Here is an 18,087-nt window from a genome sequence, read left to right on the forward strand (position 1 = left end):
TTCGGCACCATCGTCTCAGCGATAGCGGCGATAGGTTAAAATCCCTCTCAACCTACGAAAAACGCGGGCGCTTGCCGAAAGCCGAGGAATTGCAGCACGCTGCCCCCCCGACGCGCCTAGAAACGGTTGTCGCGCGGGAAGCCGTTGGGCGGCATGCGCCCCGCCGCGCCGCGCGCCGCGCGCCACGGCGCGAGGTCCGATTCGGTGCGCGTCCGCCCGCTGTCGCCGCCCATCGGCCAGCTCAGCCCCTCGGCGAAGACGAAGGTGGTCGCATCCGACAGGCCGCCATCGCGGAAGCGCATCAGTTGCACCCCCTGCCCGCGCGACAGCTCGGCCAGTTCAGACAAGGGGAAGACCAGCAGGCGCCGATTGTCGCCGATCGCCGCGACATAATCGTCCTGCGGCGCAACCGGGCGCACGAGCTTGAGCTTGGCGCCGAGTCGCGGCGTCACCACCGTCTTGCCCTTGCGCGTTTCGGCGACGATGTCGGCGGTGCGCACCAGAAAGCCGCGCCCGTCGCTCGCCGCGACGAGCAGTTTCTCGGCGATACTCGCGCGGAAGATGTGGACGATGCCGACATCGCCATCGAGATCGATCATCAGCCGCACCGGTTCGCCGAACCCGCGCCCGCCGGGCAGTCGGTCGGCGGCGAGCGTGTAGAAGCGGCCGTTCTCGGCCGCGATCATGATCTTGTCGGTGGTCTGTGCGGTGAAGTCGAACGCGGCGGCGTCGCCATCCTTGAACTTCACCGCCGCCACGCCTGCGGCATCGAGATGCCCCTTCATCGCGCGAATCCAGCCGCGCTGCGACAGGATCACGGTGATCGGCTCGCGCTCGATCATCGCTTCGAGCGGAATGTCGCGCGCCGGCGCCGCCTCGGCGACGGTGGTGCGGCGGCGACCGAGCTTGGTGTCGGGGCCGTAGCGCTCGCGCAGCTTGCCGAAGTCCTTCTTGAGCCGCGTGCGCTGGCGCGCTTCGCTGCCGAGCAACGCCTCGAGCCCCGCGCGCTCGCTTTCGAGCCCGTCGCGCTCCTTGCGCAGCTCCATTTCCTCGAGCCGGCGCAGCGAGCGCAGCCGCATATTGAGGATCGCCTCGACCTGACGGTCGTTGAGCTCGAACTCAGCCATCATCACCGGCTTGGGTTCGTCCTCGGTGCGGATGATCTCGATCACGCGGTCGAGATTGAGATAGGCGATGATATAGCCGTCGAGCAGCTCGATCCGGTCGCGGATCTTGTGGAGCCGGTGCGCGGTGCGGCGCTGGAGCACGATGAACTGGTGCGCGATCCAAGCGAGCAACGCCTGACGGAGACTCATCACGCGCGGCGTCCGGTCGGCGTCGAGCAGATTGAGGTTCATGCTGAAGCGGACCTCGAGGTCCGACATCTTGAACAGGCTCTCCATCAGCATGTCGGGCTCGACCGTGCGGCTGCGCGGCTCGATCACGACGCGGATTTCCGAATCCGATTCGTCGCGGACGTCGGCCAGGATCGGCAGCTTCTTGTCATTGATCAGCGCGGCGATCTGCTCGATCAATTTTCCCTTTTGCACGCCGTACGGGATCTCGGTGATGATCGCGTTCCAGCCGCCACCTTTCTCCTTCTCGATGCTCCAGCGCGCGCGCAGCCGGAAGCCGCCGCGGCCGGTGGCATAGGCCTCCGCGATCGCCGCGGGCGAATCGACGACGAGCCCGCCAGTCGGGAAATCGGGCCCCTGGATATGCTGCAGCATCGCGGCGTCGTCGGCCTCGGGCTGGTCAATCAGCATGATCGCCGCGTCGTAGAGTTCGGCGACATTGTGCGGCGGGATGTTGGTGGCCATGCCGACCGCGATCCCCGCCGCGCCATTGGCGAGCAGATTGGGGAAGGCGCCGGGGAAGAGCTCAGGCTCCTGCTCTTCGTTATTATAGGTCGGCTTGTAGTTGACCGCGTCCTCGTCGAGGCCCGCCATCAGGTCCATCGCGACCTGCGTCAGCCGCGCCTCGGTATAGCGGAAGGCGGCGGCGCCATCGCCGTCGATATTGCCGAAATTGCCCTGCCCCTCGACCAGAGGATAGCGGACCGAGAAATCCTGCGCGAGGCGGACCATCGCGTCGTAAACCGACGCATCGCCGTGCGGATGGTATTTGCCGATCACCTCGCCGACGACGCGCGCCGATTTCTTGTACGGCGTGCTCGGGTCCATCCGCAGCTGGCGCATCGCCCACAGCAGGCGGCGGTGCACCGGCTTCATCCCGTCGCGCACGTCGGGCAGCGAGCGCGCGGTGATCGTCGAGAGCGCATAGACGAGATAGCGATCGCTCAGCGCGCTATCGAACGGCGCGTCGACGATGGCGTTGAAGGGATCGGTCACATCGGTGGGCATCGCACGGCGATAGCAGCGCTATTCGCTGGTGGCGAGATGCCAGCGCGGCGTTTACAGGCGAGGCATGCTGCGTCTTCTCCCGCTCGCCCTGATCGCTGTATCGACAGCGTCTATGTCTCAGACCCCACCACCCCCTCCCGCAGCGCCTGCGCCCGCCCCGCTGCTGACCTGGCCTGATCTGAGCAAGCGGACCCAGCCGGTCGCCGATGCGACGATCGATTATGGCGCCGACGCCTTGCAGAAGGTCGACGTCTGGCTGCCCGCCGGGCATGGCAAGCATCCCGTCGTGGTGATGGTGCATGGTGGCTGTTGGACGACGAGCATCGCCGATCGCCGGCTGATGAACTGGATCGCGGACGATCTACGGCGCGGCGGCATCGCGGTGTGGAACGTCGAGTATCGTGGCGTCGACCGGACCGGCGGCGGTTATCCGGGGACCTTCCTCGATACAGGCGCGGCGGCCGACGCGTTGCGGACGCATGCGGCGGAGTTCCATCTCGACACCAAGCGGATCGTCGCCGTCGGGCATTCAGCGGGCGGGCACCTCGCTTTGTGGCTTGCCGGGAGGTCGCGGATCGCGTCGACCAGCCCGCTCTACACGGCACACCCGCTGAAGATCGCGCATGTGGTCAGCCTTGGCGGCTTGCCCGATCTCGAGGCGACCGCGGCGAGCCCCGACAATGGCTGCGGCGTCGAGGTGGTCGCAAAGCTCGTCGGCACGCCCGGTGCGCGGGCGGATGTCTATGCCGACACTTCGGTCGCACGGCTGTTGCCGCTCGGCGTGCCGCAGGATCTGGTCAATGGGCGCGAGGACAAGATCATCCCGGTGCGACTCGGCACGGGCTATGTCGCGGCGGCGCAGGCCAAGGGCGACACGGCGACGCTGCATCTGGTCGAACGCACGGGGCATGTCGAACTGATCGCACCCGAAAGCGCGGCGTGGGCGCAAGCTAAGGCGCTGATCAAGGCAGGGCTGAAGAAGTGAACGCATCATCCTCCCGAATTTCGACCCCCGCCCGCCGCATCGCGCCTCCCCTCCCTGAAAGGGAGGGGTTGGGGGTGGGTCGGCCCGTTGCCGCGGGCAGCACCCACCCTAGGCCGACCCACCCCCTACCCCTCCCTTCCAGGGAGGGGAGTCGGTTGCGCTTCGCTTCGCGTTCCCCGTTCAAAAAACACCTCTCCGCCAAGGCCCCCGCATGACCCGCGACGAAGCCCGCGCCCTCGACGCCGCCGACCCGCTCCGCGCCTATCGCGACCGCTTCGCGCTCCCCGCAGGCGTGATCTACCTCGACGGCAACTCCCTCGGCCCGCTCCCCCGCGCGACCGCGCCTGCACTGGCCGACATGGCAGAGCGGCAATGGGGCGAGCGGCTGATCCGCAGCTGGAACGAAGGCTGGATCGACGCACCGCAGCGCATCGGCGGCAAGATCGCCGCGCTGATCGGCGCCGAGCCCGACGAGGTGATCGTCACCGATTCGACCTCGGTCAACCTGTTCAAACTGCTCGTCGCCGCGGTCCGTCACGCGGCGCCCCGAACGACGATCGTCAGCGAGACCGGCAACTTCCCGACAGATCTCCACATCGCCGAGGGCGCCACAGGCTGCGTTCCGGGTGCGCGCCTCAACGCGGTCGCGCGCGACGCCCTCCCCACGGCGATCGACGGCGACACCGCGCTGCTAATGCTCACCCACGTCCACTACAAGACCGCCGAACGCTTCGACATGGCGGCCTGGACCACCCGCGCGCACGACGCCGGCGCGCTCGCTTTGTGGGACCTCAGCCACAGCGTCGGCGCGGTTCCGGTCGATCTCAATGGCGCCGGCGCCGATCTGGCGATCGGCTGCGGCTACAAATATCTCAACGGCGGCCCCGGCGCGCCCGCCTTCCTGTTCGTCTCGCGCAGGCTGCAGGAAAAGCTCGCCAGCCCACTGTCGGGCTGGATGGGCCACGCCGCGCCGTTCGAGTTCGGCGACGCCTATACCCCCGCCCCCGGCATCAAGCGCTGGCTGGCGGGCACGCCTTCGATGCTGGCGATGGCCGGGCTCGAGGCCGGGATCGACCTGTGGCGCGACATCGACCAGCAGCAGGTCGCTGCCAAGAGCGCCGCCTTGTTCAACGCGCTCGCCGCTATTGGGGCGCGCCTAGGTCTCGAATGCGTTTCGCCTGCCGACCCGAGCGCGCGCGGCAGCCATATCAGCTTCCGCCACCCCAAGGCCTATGCGCTGTGCCAGGCGCTGATCGAGCGCGGCGTGATCGGCGATTTCCGCGCGCCCGACGTCGTCCGCTTCGGGCTGACCCCGCTGTACCTCGGCTTCGAGGACATCTGGCAGGCGGGCGAAGTCCTGCGCGACGTGCTGGAAAGCGGCGCCGCTGACGATCCCCGGTTCGCGACGCGCGCCGCCGTCACCTGATCGCCCGCTAAACCCGAAACGCTCTCCTCCGATCCGCAGCAACCGTTGCAGCGGTAGGGACGGCGCTGTGCCGCGCCCAAATGTGGCGAGAATGTGGCAAATCGCTTGACCGGATTTCCTTCCAATGTGATGGTGTATCGAAATCACGGGAGAGCGACGATGCGGAAGCTGGCGGCGGTAACCTTGTGCCTTGGCGTGGTGGCCTGTTCCAAATCGTCCGAGTCGAGCGAGCAACGGTCTGAGGCGGTAATGGTCACCGACGTCGCCGCGCCGACCGGATCGGCGGCACCGGGCATTTCGCTCACCGCCGCCCCCGGCGTGGCATTCGCCTATCGCTATGCCTTCCGCATGCCTGCCGCGAAGATCGCGCATGCCCAGGAAGCGCATGCACAGGCGTGCGAGAAGCTCGGCCCGGCGCGTTGCCGCATCACCGGCATGCGCTATCGCCTGATCGGCGAGAACAATGTCGAGGCGATGCTGGCATTCAAGCTCGATCCCGGCCTCGCGCGCGGCTTCGGACGCGATGCGATCGCGAGCATCACCGCCGAGTCGGGCAAGCTGGTCGATGCCGAGATCAGCGGCACCGATGCCGGCGCGACGATCAAGCGGCTCGACACCGACGCGGCGCGACTCGACGAGCAACGCAAACGCAACGCGGCGCTGCTCGACAATCCCAAGCTCAAGGCAGACCAGCGCTCCGAACTGTTCGCACGGCAAGCCGAGCTCGACCAGACCGCTGCCGCGACACGCGACACCAAGGCCGCGGAGCAGGAGAGTCTCGCGGTCACGCCGATGGTGTTCGAATATGGCGCGGGCCCCGCGGTGCGCGGCTTCGACCCGAGCGCGCCGCTGACCAGCGCCGCCGACACCGCGATCGGATCGGCGCAGTTCACGCTCGCGCTGCTGCTCGGTGCGCTGGCGTTGCTCGGCCCGCCCGGGCTGGTGGCGATCGTCGTCGTGCTGCTGTGGCGCCGCTGGCGGCCGCGGCCGCGAAAGATCGTGCCGGCAAGCGATTGATTGCGTGCCCGGCTGCGTTCCGGTATGGCCTGCAGCTTATCGCCCCGGCCCGCGTTTGCCCGCGTCGCCGGGGCCGCTCATTTGAGGGTTGCTGCATTTATGGCACGTCGCCGCCAGATTTACGAAGGCAAGGCCAAGATCCTTTACGAGGGTCCCGAGCCGGGTACGCTGATCCAATATTTCAAGGATGACGCCACCGCCTTCAACGCCCAGAAAAAGGGCACGATCAGCGGCAAGGGCGTGCTCAACAACCGGATTTCCGAGCACATCTTCACGCTGCTCGGGCTGATCGGCGTGCCGACGCACTTCATCCGCCGGCTCAACATGCGCGAGCAGCTGATCCGCCAGGTCGAGATCATCCCGATCGAAGTCGTCGTGCGCAACGTCGCGGCGGGCTCGATCTCGACTCGCCTCGGGATCGAGGAAGGCACGCAGCTGCCGCGCACGATCATCGAATATTATTACAAGGACGATGCGCTCGGCGATCCGATGATCACCGACGAGCATATCGCCGCGTTCGGCTGGGCGGGCCAGGAGGAGATGCACGACATCGCCGACCTCGCGATCCGCATCAACGATTTCCTGTGCGGGCTGTTCGCCGGGATCGGCATCCGGCTGGTCGACTTCAAGCTCGAATTCGGGCGGGTGTGGGACAATGATTTCCCGCGCATCCTGCTCGCCGACGAGATCAGCCCCGATGGCTGCCGTTTGTGGGACATGACCACCAACGAGAAGCTCGACAAGGATCGCTTCCGTCGTGATCTCGGCGGCGAAGTCGAGGCCTATCAGGAAGTCGCGCGCCGGCTCGGCCTGCTGACCGAGGAGACCGACGGCGCGGTGCTCGATCTCGAGCAGCATCGTCTGAACAAGGGCAAGTAAGCGCGAATGCGCGCGCGGGCGCTGGCGCGGACGGCCTGGCCGTTCGCGGCGCTCGCGTTCGCCTACGGGCTGACGCTGGTGCGTGTCGCCGGGTTGCCCGCGCTGCGCGACCCCGCCTTGCTCTATTGGCGCGACTGGCAGGACCAGGGGCTCTACGTCCGTTCGGCGAACGCGCTCGCGGCGGGGCATCTCGACCCGGCGCTGCATTATTATCCTCTGCTCTACCCCCTGCTCGGCCTGCCCTTCCTGCAGGCGTGGCCGAGCCAGCCGTTCTTCGTCGCCAACCTGCTCTGCTATCTGCTGGCGTTCGCCGGATTTCGCAGCGTTGCGCGCGGGTTTGGCGTGCCGGTGTGGGGCGCGGCTGTGCTGTTCGCGGCGACGACGCTCGCGCAGTTCGGGATTGCCAAGCTGTGGGTCGAGCCGTGGACGACGACGCCGTCGGCGGCATTGTTGTGGCTGGCCTTGGGGGCGATGGCGCGGCTGTGGGAAAGTGCGCCCACTCTTGCCTCCCCTCTTTTTCTTCCCCGGCGAAGGCCGGAGCCCAGTCGCGATGTCGGCGGTAACGAAGCGCTGCCCGAGCTTGGCAGCCGCTCGCTCCCGGGCCCCGGCCTTCTCCGGGGAAGCGGAGAAGGAGAAAACGGAGAAGAGGGAAGAGAAGAAGCGCACGAACGCCACGCCCACCGCTGGCCAGCCTTCACCCTCGGCCTCGCCCTCGGCCTGATCCCGTTCGCGCGGCCCGGCGATGCGGTCATCGGCGCGATCATCGCGGTTGCCGCGGCGCTCGCGCTCTACCGCGCGCGCGACCTGCGCGCCGCAGGATACGCCCTCGCCGGCGTGCTCCTCGCCCTAGCCTCGCTCGGCACGCTCTACACCGCGATCTACGGCTTCGCGCCGAGCCCCTACATGCTCTATTCCGCGCAATACGGCTTCACCTTCGGCTGGCTCGGCTGGAAGGCCTATGTCCTGCTGGTCGATCCGAGAGGCTGGTTCGGCGACGGAATCGGGCTGCTCGAATATGCACCGTGGCTGCTGCTCGGTGGCGCCGGGCTGATCGCCGCCTGCGCCGCCACCCCGATCGCGCGCCGCCCGGTGACGATCGCCGTCGCCGCTGCCGGGCTGACCTACGTCGCGCTGATGCTCACTTATGTCGACCTGCTGCCGAGCGGCCTGTGGCGCTTCAACAACCTGCACTATTTCAAATGGGTCTTCCCGCTGTTCGGCCTGTTCGCGCTGCGCTTCCTGCTCGACGCGTGGCGGCGCCCGGTGCTGCTGCTGGCGATCGTCCCGATCCTGCTCGCGCTGACGATCCGGCTCGAGCCGGTGCGCGTCGGGCCGAGCGAGCCAGCGCGGCTGGTGATCTTCCCTGCCCCGAACGGCGCGACCTGGCTGCCGACCTATTTCGCCACCGCCTGGATGACCGATTCCACCGGCGAGCTGCGCAATTCGTTCGACTATCACCAGATCCTCGACGGCCCGCAGGTGCGCGCGGTCGCGTTGCGCCGCGCCTTCACCGGCAACGAGCAATGGCTCGGCGACGACCGCGTCCGCGCGCAGCTCGCCGGCAAGGATGTCGGGGCGTTTGCGCCGCTCTATCTCACCGGACCGTGGCCGAAAGCGGCGGTCGCGCGCTATGGCCTCGCCGTCTCGATCGGGCTGCCGCACTGGTTCGCCGGCGATCCGGCCATGCCACCCGCGCCCTGACCCGTCGCTTGATGCTTGCCCGCGCGGCGCAGCAAGGCCATAGGCTGCGCGCTCACCGATCGTAGCCAGGACAAGCCCCATGAAGCTCCGCATTTTCGTCACGCTGAAGCCCGGCGTGCTCGATCCGCAGGGCCGCGCGATCCACAAGGCGCTCGGCAACCTCGGTTTCGCCGGCGTCAACGACGTTCGCGCGGGCAAGCTGATCGAACTCGACGTCGCCGACGACACCACCGACGAGCGAGTCGACGCGATGTGCCGCGAGCTGCTCGCCAACACCGTCATCGAAAATTATCGGGTCGAGCGCGTATGAAGACCGCCGTCATCGTCTTTCCGGGGTCGAACTGCGACCGCGACATCGCCACCGCGCTCGAGGCCGTCAGCGGCACCGCGCCGACGATGGTGTGGCACGCCGAGACCGAACTGCCCGACGGCATCGGGCTGGTCGCCGTCCCCGGCGGCTTTTCCTATGGCGACTATCTGCGCTCGGGCGCGATCGGCGCGCGATCGCCGATCATGCGCGCGGTGAGCGATGCGGCGGGCCGCGGAATGCCCGTGCTCGGCATCTGCAACGGCTTCCAGATCCTGACCGAGGCGGGGCTGCTGCCGGGCGCGCTGATGCGCAATGCCGGACTCGACTTCGTCTGCCGCGACGTGCCGCTGATCGTCGAGAACAGCCAGAGCGTCTTCACCAGCCGCTACGATGCCGGCGAGCAGATCGTCTATCCGGTCGCGCATCATGATGGCAATTACTCGGCCGACGAGGAAACGCTCGACCGGCTCGAGGGCGAGGGCCGTGTCGCGTTCCGCTATGCCGGCGCGGTCAATGGCTCTGCGCGCGGCATCGCCGGCGTGCTCAGCCCGGCGGGCAACGTACTCGGCCTGATGCCGCATCCCGAACGGCGGATCGAGACCGCCGCGCATGGCGGCAGTGACGGACGGCGGATGTTCGAGGGGCTGTTCGAGACCGTCGCGGCCTGAGACGGGTGCGATAACGGAGGCCGTGCCGGTCGCGATCGCTGCGGGTACTGCGCTAACCTAACCCCGTTCGTGCTGAGCTTGTCGAAGCACTGTTCTTTTTTTCGAGCATGGTAAGAAGAACAGCCCTTCGACAAGCTCAGGGCGAACGGGTTTTGTGTGTCGGGCTTTGCGTCCGGCGCGCGAGCCGAGCAACGCAGCCCGTTACACCCGCGCCCGGAATGGCGAGAAGTCGGTCCCGCGATCGTACACGTCGACCCCTTCCCCGCGCTTGAGGAAGTTCACCACGAGATAGGTGAACGGCGTGAGGATCACCTCCCACGACACCTTGAGCAAAAACTGGCTGACCATCACCGCGAGCATCGCTTCGACCGGCCAGTCGGGCGCGCCGTAGAAAGCGAGCGGGTAGAAGATCAGGCTGTCGAACCCCTGCGCGACAACGGTGCTGCCGATCGTGCGGGTCCACAGCATCCGCCCCTCGGTCAGGATCTTGAGCTTGGCGAGCACGAAGCTGTTGGCGAATTCGCCGACCCAGAAGGCGGTGACCGAGGCGAGGATGATGCGCAGGCCGGTCGCCGCGGCGGGATCGACGAAGATCGAGCGGCCGAAGACATATTCGTATGCCGCCTGCCCGTTCCACGCGGGCGCCGGCGGCAGCGCGACGACGATCTGCTCCATCACGGCGAGGAAGATCAGCGCCGCGAAGCCCGCCCACACGCAGCGCCGCGCGCGGGCATAGCCATACACCTCGGTCAGGATGTCGCCGATCACATAGCTGACCGGGAAGAACAGGATCCCCGCACCGAACGGCCACGGTCCGATCCATGGCAGGTCGATCGTCGAGCGTTTCCCCGCGCCGACGACGTTCGACAGCAGCAGGATCACGACGAAGGCGACCATCACGAAATCGAAATAGCGGAATTCGCGGCCGCTCGTTTCGGCGGCGGTGATCGTCTTGAGTGTCGCCATGTCGTTTCGCCCCCTGATCGAAGCGCCGCTATGAAGCCGGTTTCGCGACCGCGCAATCCGCGCTAATGGCAGACCCAGCGCGCGCCCGTAGCTCAGTTGGATAGAGCAAGGAGCTTCTACCTCCTCGGTCGGGGGTTCGACTCCCTCCGGGCGCGCCAATATCGTCGGCTATGCGTCGCGCACCCGCCCCACTTCGCGCGTCAACACCGCTTCTCCTTGCGGTTCGATGCCGGCAGCAACCGCAGGCGACGCTTGCCCCAATAGCTCAGGTCCATCGAGACCCGCACCGCGACGCCCGGCTTGGTGTAGATGATCTGGTCGCCGCGCTCGCCGTCGCCGGTGCTGCAGTTGCGCCAGCCGGTGCGGTCGAGCACGTCGGTGATCTTGTAGACGGCATATTGGTCGCCGTCGTGCCACAGCGTGAGCTCGTCGAAACCGCCGCCATCGGGCAGGTCGACCGCGGCCTCGTAGGGCCCGGCGCCGGCGAGATAGACGCCGTGGCGGCGGCAACGCTGGCTGCCCCAATTGGGGCTGACGCAATCGATGAAGCCCGCGCGCTTGGCATCGGCGAGGCTGCCGCTGACCGGCAGGCCGCCAAAGCTCACGCTGGCGGGTGGCGGTGGCGGTGCGCTGCAGCCGGCGAACAGCAGCGCCAGCAGCATGGCACCCCGCGCGGTCATGCGAACTTGTCGGCGCGGCGCCGCCCGACGAGCAGCCCGCGCTCGAGCCGGACGCACAAGGCGGCGTAATAATCGGCGAGGAATTCGCGATCGTCGGCGTCGTCGGGCAAATCCGCCTTGCGCCGGATCGTCGCGGCGACGGTGGCGATCGCGTCGTCGCGGCCGCTGCGCAGCACCTCCTCGAGCGTCTGCAGTTCGTAGACGCCGTACAGGCCGAGTGCTGCCTCGCTGAACACGCGGCGCTGGCGTTCGAGCGGGACGACCAGATCGTGGCCGAGCTCGCCGCGCACCGTGCGCACCACCCACGTCCCCGCGAGCAGATCGCCGACGCGCAGCCGGTCGCGGTTGAACAGCGGGAAGAACAGGAAGATGCCGCTCCACGCGAGCGCGAGGATCGTCTGGACACTGTCGGCGAGGCCTTGTGCTGTCTGGCTGAACAGGAAGGTCAGCGGCAGGAACACCTCGATCTCGCGCATCGCATTGCGCGCGATCACCGCGCCGCCGGTAAGCCGCGCACCGTCGCGCGCGACGACGCGCAGCCCCATCAGCCGCTTGCCCGGCGTGGCGCCGCGGCCGCCCATCTCGAACAGCGTGAACCAGCCGTTGCGCAGCACGAAGAACCCGACCAGCCACAGGATCGCAAAGGCGCTCTGCCGGCTGGCGATCAGCAGATAGGCGATCGCGATGCTGGCGACGATCAGGACCAGCAGCATCGCCACCGCGTCGAGCAGGAACGCCGCCGCGCGCACCCCGGCGCCGCCGAGCTCAATCTGCAGATCGACCCCCTCGGGCGTGACGAAGCTGCGCCGCAGCGACGTGGGCGCGCTACGCTTGGACCAGGCCATCGCGGCTCCTCGGCAGATAGAAATAGAGTAGCCAGCCGACCAGCATCGCAAAGCCGATGCCGTAGCGCGCGAGATCGTTGGTGACGGTCTGCCGCCCGATCCCCTCGAGCAGCCCGGCGATCGACAGCATCACCACCGTCCCCGCCATCGCGGTCGCGCCGGTCTTGCCCGCCTGCACCGCCGCATCGCCGCGCGACCGGCGCCCGGGAAAGGCGATCGCGGTGCCGATACGGAAACCCGCCGCGCCCGACACCATGATCGCGAACAGCTCGGTCGTGCCGTGGATCATCAGCCAGCCGGTGAACTGGAAGCCCAGCCCCTTGGGAATGAACACCGCGAGGAAGGCGCCGAGCATCAGGCCGTTGTAGGTGATCAGCAGCACCGTCGGCACCGCGAAGGCGAAGCCCAGCGCGAAGGCGAAGATCGCGATCTGCGCGTTGTGCGTGAAGAGATAGGCCGCGAAGGTCGCGAGCATCCCCTCCTGCTTGCCGTAGAGCGTCGCCCTGAGCGTGGCGACCGAGGCCGACGGATCGCGCCCGCCCGCCATCCCGTCGCCGACGATCCCGAAGAACCAGCTCGGATCGCCGCGCACCAGCAGGTAGCCGACGATCCCGCCCGCGACGGTCAGCAGGAAGGCGACCAGCGTCTCGCGCCACAGCGCCTGCATCGCGGCGGGCCAGCTGTGCGTGAAGAAGCGGCGCAGCTGGCTGAGCGGCGAGCTCGGCACGCCGTAGAGCTGGAAATAGGCCCGCGTGCAGAGCTGTTCGAGATATACGATCAGCGATCGGTCGAGCGAGGTCTCGCGCGCCACCGACAGCGACGACAAGGCGGCGCGATACAGCAACGGAAGCGCCAGCAGATCGTCGTCGCTCAGCGCGCGGATCGAGCGCTTTTCGATGCGGGTGACGAGCGCCTCGAGCCGCTCCCACTCGGCGGCGTGCGCCGCGCGGAAGCGGCTGGCGTTGACCAACATCGGCGTGCCGCCGGGCTGGGTCGAGAGGATCGCGGTGGCCATCACAGCAGGTTCCTGCGTTTGAGCGCGACATAACCTTCGACGAGCCGTTCGCCCACCCGGTCATGCTCGCTCTCGATGACATGCACGCCGAGATGCTGCAGCCGCGTCAGCACCAGCTTGCGATCGCGCAGCAAGGCGGCGGCGGTGACGGCGCGCGTCACGTCGTCGGCGGTCCGCGGCGCGGCATCGGCGATCCGCTCGACTTCCTCGTCGCGCAGCACGACGATCAGCAGCAGATGCGTGTCGAGCAAGCGTGCAGCGGCGCGCACGAGGAAATCGGCCGAAGTGAGATCGGTGAATTCGGTGAACAGCACGATCATCGAGCGCCGCGTCAGCCGCGCGGCGAGCGTCGTCAGCGCAAAGCTGTAATTGCTCTCCTCGCCGCTATAGTCGATCGCGGCGGCGAGCCGCTGGAGGTTGGCGAAGGCGGGCATTCCCGACACCAGCCCGCTGGCGATGCGCGGGCGCGAATCGAACGCGTGGAGCGACACGCGGTCCCCCAGCTTGAGCGCGATCCAGGCGGTGAGCAGCATCGCCGAGACCGCGCGATCGACGCGCGGCAGGCCGGCGACGGGCTCGGACATCTGCCGCCCGGCGTCGATCGCGAAGACGATCTGGTTGTTGCGCTCGCTGCGATATTCCTTGGCGTGGAGCTTGGTCTGCCGCGCCGACTGCTTCCAGTCGATCGCGCGGCGATCCATCCCCGAGCGGAACTCGACCAGCGCGTCGAAATCGGTGCCGTCGCCGCGGTCGATCTGCGCGAGCAGGCCCGACAAGGCGTAGCGCTGGAAAATCTGCGCGCCGCGCGTCTGCAGCGCGCGAATGTCGGGGAGGATCGGCAGCGCGACCGCGACATCGATCGCGCGCTGCTGCCAGGCGAGCCCGAACGGCCCGCGCCAGCGCAGCCACAACCGGTCGATCCGCGCGGTGCCGCGGCGCAGCGTGGTCAGCGGGAGCAAGGCGGCGCCGCGCCCGCCGGTCAGCGCAATCCACAGCCGGCCGTCATTCTCGATGTCGAGCAGCGGCCCGGCTTCAAGCGCGACCTCGGCGCTGCGCGGCGGCTGCGCGCCGCCGAGCGTGACGCTGACGGTCGCGTCGATCGTCGCGCCGACCGGAGCGGTCGGCGGCAGCGTGATCCCGACGGTGCCGGGCCGCATCCCGCGGAGCGCGTCGAGCGCGGTCAAGGCAAGTACCGCGATCGGCCAGGCGAGGCCGACGAACCAGCGATCGGGGATGGCGACGGCGATGAGCAAGGCGACGGGTCCGCCTGCCGCCGCCACCAGCACCGCAGTGCGGGTCGGGTAGATCATGTGACCTCTCCCCCGCCGTTGGAGCAGGCGCACCGCGTTCCACCGCGTTTCCTCAGAAGGGAAGCGCTCGACCAGATCACCGCGGCGCTTCGATCGTCTCGATGATGCTCGTCACGACATCCTCGATCGCGCGGCCGTCGATCTCTGCCGCCGGCGACAGGATCAGGCGGTGGCGCAGCAATGCCGGCGCCAGCGCCTTCACATCGTCGGGGATGACGAAATCGCGCCCGTCGAGCGCCGCCCGCGCGCGCGCCGCACCCGCCAGCATCGCGCCGGCACGCGGCGAAGCCCCGCTCTCGAGATCGGCGACGTCGCGCGTGCCGCGGATCAAGGTGGTAATATAGTCGACCACCTCGTCGGCGAGCCGGACGCGCGCGACCATCGCGACCGCGGCGGCGATGATCGCGGCATTCGCCATCGGCGCGACGCCCCATTCGGCCGGCTCCATCGCCTGCGCGTTCGAGCCGTGCGTGGCGATGATCCGCCGCTCCTCGGCAGCGCTCGGATAATCGACCGTCTGCTTGAACAGGAAGCGGTCGAGCTGCGCCTCGGGCAGCGGATAGACGCCCTGCTGCTCGATCGGATTCTGCGTCGCCACCACCATGAAGCGCTCGCCGAGCGACAGGCTCTCGCCGTCGATCGTCACGGTGCGCTCCTGCATCGCCTCGAGCAAAGCCGCCTGCGTCTTGGGCGGGGTCCGGTTGATCTCGTCGGCGAGCAGAAGATCGGTGAAGATCGGCCCGCGGGTGAGCGTGAAGCTGCTGGTCTGGAAGTTGAACAGATTGGCGCCGATGATGTCGCCCGGCATCAGATCGGGGGTGAACTGGATCCGCCCGAAATCGAGCCCGACGACGCGGGCGAAGCTGCGCGCGAGCAGTGTCTTGGCGGTTCCCGGCGGGCCTTCGAGCAGGACGTGCCCGCCAGAGAACAAAGCGACGAGCAGGATCTCGACGGTTGCTTCCTGCCCGACAACCGCCTTGCCGATCTCCCCGCGGATCGCCTCGGCCAGCGCTGCGACATCTTCCACCGACTCAATCGTCACCGTGTCTTCTCCCATAACCAGTGGTGCAGCGCCTGCGCCGCCGCGAGCATAGCGCGCGGATCGCGCGCGGCCTTCGCCCGTTCGGCGAGCTCGGTGAACCGCGCCCGCCCCGTCAATCCGTCAAGATAGGCATCCGCCGCGCCATCGCGCAGCCGCGCCGGCACGCCGAACACCCCGCCCGCGCGTTCGCGGATCAGGTCGGCATAGCGGCCCCCGAGCCGCCCCTGGCGGCGGGCCTTGCGCACCAAAGCGGCGGCATTGTCGATCAGCGCCGCCTTGCCGAACGCGATCGCGCGTTCGCGGCGGCGCGGTGCGCCGAAGCGCGCGGTCGCCTGGATTCCGGCGAGCACCGCCGCGACCGCTAGCGTCAGCGTCAGCGCGAGGAAGGGCGGGTCGAACATCAGCTTGAGCGGACTCGGCGCGCGGCCGAAGCCGTTGAGCGTGACGTCGAACAGGATCGTCTTGCCGCCGGTCGAATTGAGCCAGTCGAGCAGGTCGAGCGCGGCGCGCGCCTGGCGCGCATCGCGCATGCCGATGTTCGACAGCAGATCGGGATCGGCGAGCACGTAGAACGGCCCGGCGCCGACCTGCCCGAGCACGACATGCCCCTCACCGTCGGTGAGGATCGGGCGGAGATCTAAACCGGTGATCGTCTGGACTGGACGCGGCGCGGCGAAGCGGATCGTGTTCGGCATCCACGACAAGGCGTCCAGCGGCAGCCCCGCGCTGCGATAGCGCGTCACCTTCAATTTCATTGCCGGGGCGAGCACCGCTTCCGGGTCGCTCGGCGGGCGGAACGCGACGAAGCGCGCCCAGCCAGCGCGCACCGGATCGGCGCTGGTGATCCATTTCGGCAGGATGACGAGCGTCGGCTTCACGCGGCGCTGCGCGATCATCTTGGTCATGTCGGTCGTCCCAGCCTCGGGGGTGAGCACGACCAGATCCTCGCTATCGAGCCGGCGGACATCGCGCACGATCTGTGGATTGCGCCCGGTCGCCTCGGCCAGCCGGACGAGGCCGCTATAGCCGGTCGCCGCATTCGACAAAGCGTGCGCGCCACCGTTGCGGCCCGAGCGGAGATCGGGCGCGTAGGCGCCGAGCACGAGCATGCCGAGGAAGGCGAGGATGCCGACCGCGACGAGAATCGCGACGATGCGCACGCTGAAACTGCCTTCGCCACCCGGCGCTGCGCTGATCGAAACGTCGCTCATCCGCGCCACGTCCCCGGCAGCGCGAAGTCGCTGTAGGCGGCGCGTGCGGTGCGCCAGTCGGCAGCATCGACCGGGCGCCCGCCGAACAGGCTGCGCTCGACCAGCCGCGCGATCCCGGCGAACAGATCGCGCGCCGAGGGCGGGATGGCATCGGCCGCACTCAGCTCGCGGCTGGTCAGCGCGGGGCGGACGAGGCGCGGGCGGCGCCGGGCGATGTCGTCGATCGAGCGACGCAGCAGGTGGTGCACAGCCTCGGCATAATGGCCGTCGGCCGCGAGCGCATCGGCCTCGCGCAGCCATTCGTGCGCGGGGGCCGCCTCGGGCGCCCACTCCTGCGCCTCGTCGAGCGCGACCTGCGTGGCGCGGCGCCCGAAGCGACGCGGCCAGCGCCATTCACCGTGGCGCACCCGCTGATAGACGACCCACAGCAATGTGGCGACCGCGACCACCAGCACCGTCCACAACAGGATTCGCGCGTAGGGCAGACGCGGGAAGAAGCTGTCGATCCACATCAGGAAGCGCCCGACCGGTCGCAGCGCCCAGACGAGCCATTCGGCGAACTGCTTCAGCCAAAGCGGCGGCTGCGGCGGCGGTGGCGCGCGCTGCAGGGTGAATTGGACGCTCGGATCGGCAGTGAGCGCGGCGTGGGCGGCGGCAAATCGATCGGGGGCGGCATCTGCCACCGGCTGCGATGTCCCCCCGCTCACACAACATCCCCCGGACAGCAGCATCGCTACGACCTTGAGAATAAACCAACTCGGCAGCGGCGCAATCGCCAATTGCGCTGGACAGCACGGGAACCGCCCGGCACTTTGCCTGCCACTGGCATATTCGGGGGAAGAACGGACATGGCGAGCATCGCAGGCGGAGCGGATCGACAGATGTCGGTTGGGCGCGTGTTTAACCGCGCGTTCGGCACGATCGGTGCCAATCCGGTGACGATGTTCGGCATCGCCTTCCTGTTCGGTGCATTGCCGAGCCTGCTGCTCGGAACCGTCCTCCCGTCCGCCCGCGTCCCGCAGAATGCCGTGTTTACCGCGGCGTGGGTGCTGTCGGCATCGGGCGCCGGGTTGCTTGCGGTCGCGTGCACCTTTCTGGCGCAGGGCGCGCTGGTGCGCGTGACGGTCGCGCACAGCGAGGGGCGCCGCGCCAGCTTCGGCGAGGCGTCGCTGGCGGGCCTGCGCAAGATCTTACCGTTGCTGGTGCTGGGTATCCTGCTCGGGCTTGGTGTGATGGTCGGCCTGCTGTTCCTGATCGTGCCCGGCATCATCCTGTATCTCGTCTGGTCGGTCGCCACGCCGGCGCTGGTCGAGGAACGGATCGGCATCTTCGGCGCTTTTGGTCGCAGCGCCGACCTCACGCGCGGCGCGCGCTGGAGCGTGTTCGGCGTGCAGCTTGTCGCGCTGTTGCTCTATTGGATCGTCGCGGCGGCGACCGGCGCGGTGATGGTGATGATCCTCGGCGTGCAGGGGATGGTCGCGGCGGGCGAAGGGACCACCGTCACGCCGCTCGTCCTGCTCATCTCCGCAGTGCGCTCGACGCTCGTGCTCGCAATCATCGCCGCGATCCAGACCTCGCTCTATGTCGAGCTACGCGACTGGAAGGATGGCCCGGCGACCGAGGCGCTTACGGCGATCTTCGACTGAGCGGCTTCAGCCGGGGTTCAGCG

At 68.4% G+C, this 18,087-nt stretch carries 17 protein-coding genes and 1 tRNA gene; 9 read left to right on the forward strand and 9 right to left on the reverse strand.

Annotation, left to right across the window (positions count from 1 at the left end; translation table 11 throughout):
• Positions 1-116: 116 nt before the first annotated feature.
• Positions 117-2,363: a DNA topoisomerase IV subunit A gene (gene parC, locus U1872_RS17540; RefSeq protein ID WP_332794212.1), complete on the reverse strand. Its 2,247-nt coding sequence runs from the start codon at positions 2,361-2,363 to the stop codon at positions 117-119.
• A 112-nt stretch (positions 2,364-2,475) separates the two neighbouring features.
• Here parC and U1872_RS17545 point away from each other — a divergent pair, with 112 nt between their 5' ends.
• The 7 genes from U1872_RS17545 to purQ all read left to right on the forward strand — a co-directional run bounded on the left by U1872_RS17545 (position 2,476) and on the right by purQ (position 9,349).
• Positions 2,476-3,348, forward strand: a complete 873-nt coding sequence (locus tag U1872_RS17545; protein ID WP_332794213.1) for an alpha/beta hydrolase family protein — start codon at positions 2,476-2,478, stop codon at positions 3,346-3,348.
• Positions 3,349-3,559: 211 nt separating this feature from the next.
• On the forward strand, positions 3,560-4,774 hold the full coding sequence (kynU, locus tag U1872_RS17550) for a kynureninase (protein WP_332794214.1): 1,215 nt from the start codon (positions 3,560-3,562) through the stop codon (positions 4,772-4,774).
• A gap of 159 nt (positions 4,775-4,933) precedes the next feature.
• Entirely contained in the window at positions 4,934-5,791 is an 858-nt protein-coding gene (locus U1872_RS17555) for a hypothetical protein (protein ID WP_332794215.1), read from the forward strand.
• Between the two features lie 99 nt (positions 5,792-5,890).
• Positions 5,891-6,670 (forward strand): phosphoribosylaminoimidazolesuccinocarboxamide synthase, encoded by a 780-nt coding sequence (purC, locus tag U1872_RS17560; protein ID WP_010185226.1) that lies wholly within the window; start codon positions 5,891-5,893, stop codon positions 6,668-6,670.
• 6 nt (positions 6,671-6,676) lie between these two features.
• The gene (locus tag U1872_RS17565) at positions 6,677-8,371 is read left to right on the forward strand and encodes a hypothetical protein (RefSeq protein WP_332794216.1); all 1,695 of its coding nucleotides are present in this window, start codon (positions 6,677-6,679) and stop codon (positions 8,369-8,371) included.
• A 79-nt stretch (positions 8,372-8,450) separates the two neighbouring features.
• Positions 8,451-8,681, forward strand: coding sequence for a phosphoribosylformylglycinamidine synthase subunit PurS (gene purS, locus U1872_RS17570; protein WP_332794217.1), 231 nt, complete (start codon positions 8,451-8,453; stop codon positions 8,679-8,681).
• Positions 8,678-9,349, forward strand: a complete 672-nt coding sequence (purQ, locus tag U1872_RS17575; protein ID WP_332794218.1) for a phosphoribosylformylglycinamidine synthase subunit PurQ — start codon at positions 8,678-8,680, stop codon at positions 9,347-9,349. The genes purS and purQ overlap by 4 nt, the downstream gene beginning before the upstream one ends.
• A 201-nt stretch (positions 9,350-9,550) precedes the next feature.
• On the opposite strand, the gene U1872_RS17580 is transcribed toward purQ, so the two are convergent.
• Complete coding sequence (locus U1872_RS17580) at positions 9,551-10,315, reverse strand: queuosine precursor transporter (RefSeq protein ID WP_332794219.1); 765 nt, start codon at positions 10,313-10,315, stop codon at positions 9,551-9,553.
• 81 nt (positions 10,316-10,396) lie between these two features.
• Between U1872_RS17580 and U1872_RS17585 the strand changes: the two genes are divergently transcribed.
• A tRNA-Arg gene (locus tag U1872_RS17585) sits at positions 10,397-10,473 on the forward strand.
• A 42-nt stretch (positions 10,474-10,515) separates the two neighbouring features.
• Here U1872_RS17585 and U1872_RS17590 read toward each other — a convergent pair.
• From U1872_RS17590 to U1872_RS17620, 7 genes are all read right to left on the reverse strand, one after another.
• Positions 10,516-10,995, reverse strand: coding sequence for a hypothetical protein (locus tag U1872_RS17590; protein ID WP_332794220.1), 480 nt, complete (start codon positions 10,993-10,995; stop codon positions 10,516-10,518).
• Complete coding sequence (locus tag U1872_RS17595) at positions 10,992-11,840, reverse strand: RDD family protein (RefSeq protein ID WP_332794221.1); 849 nt, start codon at positions 11,838-11,840, stop codon at positions 10,992-10,994. Before U1872_RS17595 ends, U1872_RS17590 begins: the two co-directional genes overlap by 4 nt.
• Positions 11,821-12,855, reverse strand: a complete 1,035-nt coding sequence (locus tag U1872_RS17600) for a stage II sporulation protein M (protein ID WP_332794222.1) — start codon at positions 12,853-12,855, stop codon at positions 11,821-11,823. Before U1872_RS17600 ends, U1872_RS17595 begins: the two co-directional genes overlap by 20 nt.
• Entirely contained in the window at positions 12,855-14,165 is a 1,311-nt protein-coding gene (locus U1872_RS17605; protein ID WP_332794223.1) for a DUF58 domain-containing protein, read from the reverse strand. Before U1872_RS17605 ends, U1872_RS17600 begins: the two co-directional genes overlap by 1 nt.
• 76 nt (positions 14,166-14,241) lie before the next feature.
• A complete protein-coding gene (locus tag U1872_RS17610; protein ID WP_332794224.1) occupies positions 14,242-15,222 on the reverse strand; it encodes an AAA family ATPase in 981 nt (326 codons plus the stop codon).
• Entirely contained in the window at positions 15,204-16,418 is a 1,215-nt protein-coding gene (locus U1872_RS17615) for a DUF4350 domain-containing protein (RefSeq protein ID WP_332794225.1), read from the reverse strand. The genes U1872_RS17610 and U1872_RS17615 overlap by 19 nt, the downstream gene beginning before the upstream one ends.
• Positions 16,415-17,101: a DUF4129 domain-containing protein gene (locus U1872_RS17620; RefSeq protein ID WP_443025406.1), complete on the reverse strand. Its 687-nt coding sequence runs from the start codon at positions 17,099-17,101 to the stop codon at positions 16,415-16,417. The genes U1872_RS17615 and U1872_RS17620 overlap by 4 nt, the downstream gene beginning before the upstream one ends.
• A 165-nt stretch (positions 17,102-17,266) precedes the next feature.
• Between U1872_RS17620 and U1872_RS17625 the strand changes: the two genes are divergently transcribed.
• A complete protein-coding gene (locus tag U1872_RS17625) occupies positions 17,267-18,064 on the forward strand; it encodes a DUF7847 domain-containing protein (RefSeq protein ID WP_332794227.1) in 798 nt (265 codons plus the stop codon).
• Positions 18,065-18,087: the final 23 nt, after the last annotated feature.

Source organism: Parasphingomonas frigoris (assembly GCF_036663815.1).
In the GTDB taxonomy this organism is placed as follows: domain Bacteria; phylum Pseudomonadota; class Alphaproteobacteria; order Sphingomonadales; family Sphingomonadaceae; genus Sphingomonas.